This window comes from Roseateles sp., from assembly GCF_036486225.1.
Classification (GTDB): Bacteria; Pseudomonadota; Gammaproteobacteria; order Burkholderiales; family Burkholderiaceae_C; genus Roseateles.
This window is the reverse complement of the sequence record NZ_DASVNZ010000243.1, coordinates 1-3,364: the sequence shown is the minus strand read 5'-3', so window position 1 is coordinate 3,364 and position 3,364 is coordinate 1. Positions and strand designations below refer to the sequence as shown.

The window sequence follows — 3,364 nt, the reverse complement described above, 5'->3', positions numbered from 1 at the left end:
GATGCCGATGCTGTCTTCGCCCAGGCGCCGGTGCGGATCGATGTGACCGCGCAACTGCCGGCGCAGCATCAGAACCCGATGGAGCTGATCGCGACGCTGGCGCTCTGGGAGGGCGACCATCTCGTCATCCACGAACCCACGCAGAACGCCGAGTCCCTGCGCCACGGCCTGGCGCGCCAGCTCGGCCTGCCGCCGGCCTCCGTGCGCGTGATGTCGCCGACGGTGGGCGGCGGCTTCGGGCAGAAGAACTCGCTGCAGTCGCAGACGGTGCTCGTCGCCATCGCCGCGCGCCGCCTGGGCCGGCCCGTGAAGCTGGTCGTTCCGCGCGCGCTGGTCTTCCACAACACCTCGTTCCGGCCCCGCAGCGTGCAGCGCGTGCGCCTGGGCGCCGATCGCGAGGGTCGCGTGCTCGCGGCGATCCACGAGACCGACCAGCAGACCTCGCGGCACGACTTCTTCCCGTCGACCGGCAGCGACACCACGGCGCGGCTCTACGACATCCGCCACTTCCGCAGCGCGGACCGGCTGATCCGCACCGACATCCAGACGCCGGGCTTCATGCGAGGCCCGCACGAGCATCCCTCGGTGTTTGCTTTCGAGCTCGCCATGGACGAACTGGCGACCGCCACGGGAATCGATCCGGTCGCGCTGCGATTGCTGAACGACGGCACGGTCGATCCGCTGACCGGCAAGCCCTATTCGTCGCGCCACGTGGCCGCGTGCCTGCGCCGCGGCGCCGATCTGATCGGCTGGAAACGCCGCAACGCCGCGCCACGATCGATGACCTTGCCCGACGGCACGCTGGTGGGCCTGGGCGTCGCGATCGGCGCCTACAAGGCGGCCTCCGCGCCCGCGCGGGCGCATGTGCGGCTCGACGCTTCCGGCCGCTTGCAGGTGTCGGTGGGCGGACATGAGATGGGGCAGGGCATGCGCACCGCCATCGCCACGAGCGTGGCCCGCCTCACCGGCGCGCCGGTCGGCGCCATCGAGATCCGCATCGGCGACACGCAGGTCGCGCCGCAGCACGTCACGGCGGGGTCCTGGGGCACGGCGACGGTGTTACCGGCCGTCGAGGAAGCCTGCCGGCGGCTGATGGACGATCTGCGCGCGAAGGTCGATGCGAAGGCAGGTCCTCGTGGCGGCAGTCTGCTCGATCTGCTGAAGGCCAGCGGCGAGGGCTTCGCCGAGGCTCGCAGCCAGACCCGTGCGCCGGGCCAGCCGGAACAGGTCTTCGGCCGCCTGGACGGCGGGCTGCCGGCGGCGGCGGGGCCGGTGTATCCGGACTTCGTCGCCTTCAGTCACGCGGCCCATTTCATCGAGGTCCACGTCGAGCCGACCACGCGCCGCATCCGCGTGGCCCGTTGCGCGAGCGTCATCGACTGCGGCCGCGTCGTCAGCCGGCGCACCGCGCGCAGCCAGGTCGAGGGCGGCGTGGTCTGGGGCATCGGCGCGTCGCTGCGCGAGATCAGCGAGGTGGACCCGCGTCACGGCGGTTTCCTCAACGCGGACTTGGCGGAGTACGTGATCCCTGTGGCGGCGGACATCGGTCGCATCGACGTCGACTTCGTCGACGAACCGGATCCCAAGCTCAACGCGCAGGGCGTGAAGGGCCTGGGCGAGGTCGTGATGGTGGGCGTCGCCGCGGCGGTGGCCAACGCGGTGTTCCATGCGACGGGCCGTCGCGTGCGGCATCTGCCGATCCGCGTCGAGGATCTCTACGAAGCCTAGCGGCCGGCCGCGCATCGTCGGGAAACGATGCGCGGTGTCCTCCGTGGCGTCCTACGTCGGATAGAGCCGCGACGACTTGGGCACGCTCGCCAGCAGGAACTCCATCTGGTCGGCCACGATGCGGCGGCCGCGCAGGATCATGTCCTCATGCAGGCTGGGCACGTAGGGCAGGTAGAGCAGCGCCATGTGCGCCTCTTCCGGCGTGCGGTTGCCCTTGCGGCCGTTGCAGGCGCGGCAGGCGGTGATGCAGTTCATCCACGTGTCCCGGCCGTTGCGCGACACCGGCTGGATGTGCTCCCGCGTCAGCAGGTCCGAATGCAGCACGTGCCCGCAGTACGCGCAGACATGACGGTCCCGTGCGAAGAGCTTGAAGTTGGACAACGCCGGCGCCTGGCGCCACGCGCGGCTGGGCACCGCGCCGCGGACCGCCACGATCGGATGCAGTTCGATGCGCGATTGCAACCCCGTCAGCCGCTGGTATCCGCCGCGCAGGACGTGGAAGGGCTCGCCCAGCGTCCACGCGATGGCGTCGCTGGCGTACAGCACCGCTGCTTCCTTCGACGAGATCCAGGCCTGCGGTCGGCCCGAGATGTCCAGCTGGAGAACGTCCACGGTCGTTGACCTCCTGCGACAGAGAGTAATCCAGTCGGAGGGGGCAACTCAAGTGCCGGACGGGCACGGTGGTGCCGCCGAGACGATATTTCAGCTGTTCGCCGAACTTAGGCGCCCGATGCCCGAGGTTCAAGTCGGGGAATGACCAGGATGCGCTGACCCGTTCGAGTCATGCACCCCGGTCGCGCGCCTGTCACGCCGTCAGGACGGCAATTTCCCCAGCGCGCGCAGTTCCGCGACCGCCACCAGTCCGCCCGCGGAGAGCGCGTCGTCCGGCAGCCGCGCCTGGCCCAGGCGCGCGTCCGGCGCCAGGACGTCCAGCCGCTCGCGCAGCGTGGGCGTGTCGTCGCTGTCGATCTGCACGACGCAAAGCTGCGCATCACCCGGCGCGCCGCTCCAGCCGACCAGGTCGCCGTGGTCGAGTCCGACGATCAATTGCGCCGCCAGCGGCGGCAGCGAGGCGGCCGGCCCCGCGATCACGTGCACGACGACCTCCGAGCCGTCACGCATCGCGAGCTTCACCGTCTGGTCCAGCCGCTCCCTCATCGCCGCCGGGGAGAGCGGCTCCGGCGCGGGCACCTCCGGCTGGCCGGTGAGGTGGCGCAGCATCACGTCGAGCTCCTCGGCCTTGTCGAAGAAGCCGTTCGCACCGGCGGCCAGCACCGCCGCGCGATACGCGTCGGTCTGGTGCGACAGCACGTGCACCTGCCCCGCATAGCCCTGCTTGCGCAGCGCCTTGAGCACCGCCAGCCCGGAGCCGCCTTGCGCGAGCGACAGGTCCAGCAGCACGGCGTCCGGCCGCAGGTGGCCGATCAGCGTGAGCGCGGTGCCCTCGTCGGCGGCCTCGCCGACCACGCGCAGCCCGGGCACCGTGTCCAGCCGCTGCAGCAGCTGGCGGCGGATGGTCAGCGAGTCCTCGACGAGGACGATGGTCATGGGAATCGCAGTCGCTTGCATCGTGATGTCGTGTCTCCCTCGTCACACGGTCCGTTCGTGTTCATTCGTCCAGCGGATCGAGGTCGCC

General features: G+C 70.8%; 3 protein-coding genes. 1 reads left to right on the top strand and 2 read right to left on the bottom strand.

Going from position 1 to position 3,364, the window contains the following annotated elements; all coding sequences use genetic code 11:
• A partial coding sequence (locus VF536_RS16295) for a xanthine dehydrogenase family protein molybdopterin-binding subunit (RefSeq protein WP_331615913.1) occupies nucleotides 1–1,728 on the top strand: 1,728 nt, incomplete at its 5' end.
• Between the two features lie 51 nt (nucleotides 1,729–1,779).
• Here VF536_RS16295 and VF536_RS16290 read toward each other — a convergent pair.
• Both VF536_RS16290 and VF536_RS16285 read right to left on the bottom strand, forming a co-directional pair.
• Nucleotides 1,780–2,340 carry an HNH endonuclease gene (locus tag VF536_RS16290; protein WP_331615912.1) on the bottom strand — a complete coding sequence of 187 codons (561 nt, stop codon included), beginning with the start codon at nucleotides 2,338–2,340 and terminating at the stop codon, nucleotides 1,780–1,782.
• 201 nt (nucleotides 2,341–2,541) lie between these two features.
• Nucleotides 2,542–3,276 carry a response regulator transcription factor gene (locus tag VF536_RS16285; RefSeq protein WP_331615911.1) on the bottom strand — a complete coding sequence of 245 codons (735 nt, stop codon included), beginning with the start codon at nucleotides 3,274–3,276 and terminating at the stop codon, nucleotides 2,542–2,544.
• Nucleotides 3,277–3,364 lie beyond the last annotated feature (88 nt).

Excerpts from the sequence above, each read along its gene's own strand:
- VF536_RS16285 (WP_331615911.1), bottom strand. The coding sequence starts at position 3,276 with ATGACCATCGTCCTCGTCGAGGACTCGCTGACCATCCGCCGCCAGCTG.